The sequence below is a fragment of the Microbispora sp. H10670 genome (genome assembly GCF_014161385.1).
Taxonomy (GTDB): domain Bacteria; phylum Actinomycetota; class Actinomycetes; order Streptosporangiales; family Streptosporangiaceae; genus Microbispora; species Microbispora triticiradicis.
This window is the reverse complement of sequence record NZ_JABBWW010000110.1, coordinates 1-530: the sequence shown is the minus strand read 5'-3', so window position 1 is coordinate 530 and position 530 is coordinate 1. Positions and strand designations below refer to the sequence as shown.

The 530-nt window shown below is 69.8% G+C and carries 1 protein-coding gene; it reads right to left on the bottom strand.

The genetic code is table 11. The features are described 5' to 3' along the window. On the bottom strand, nucleotides 1-491 hold a 491-nt coding region (locus HHX33_RS34790), incomplete at its 3' end, for an alpha/beta hydrolase family esterase (RefSeq protein WP_259403180.1). Between the last annotated feature and the right edge of the window lie 39 nt (nucleotides 492-530).

Here is a 530-nt window from a genome sequence, read left to right as displayed (position 1 = left end):
GGGACGCCGGAGAAGGCGGAGGCGGCGGAGAACACGTCGGGGTATTCGGCGGCCAGGACGTTGGTCATCATGGCGCCGGAGGAGAAGCCGCTGACCACGATGCGGCCGGGGTCGACGTTGTAGCGCTGGCGGGTGTAGTTGACCATGGCCATGATGCCGGTGGAGTCGCTGCCGCCGTCGCGGCGCAGCGCGGCGGGGGTGGAGACGTCGAAGCAGGATCCGCTGCGGGTGGCTTCGGGGACCACGATGATGTAGCCGTAGCGGTCGGCGGCGGTGACGTAGTCGTGGCCGTTGCCGTTGAAGATGCCGCTGGCCGAGCCGCTGCAGTAGTGGACCAGGACGAGCAGGGCGGGGCGGGCGGCGACCCGGTCGGGGACGTAGAGGTACATGTTGAGGTTGGTCGGGTTGGTGCCGAACCCGGTGATGCGGGTCAGCGTGGCGGCCGCGGCGGGGTGGGCGGCCAGCAGCATGCCGACGAGTACCAGGGGCAACGAGACGGCGGCCAGCAGGGATCTGAGCCTTCGTTTCAC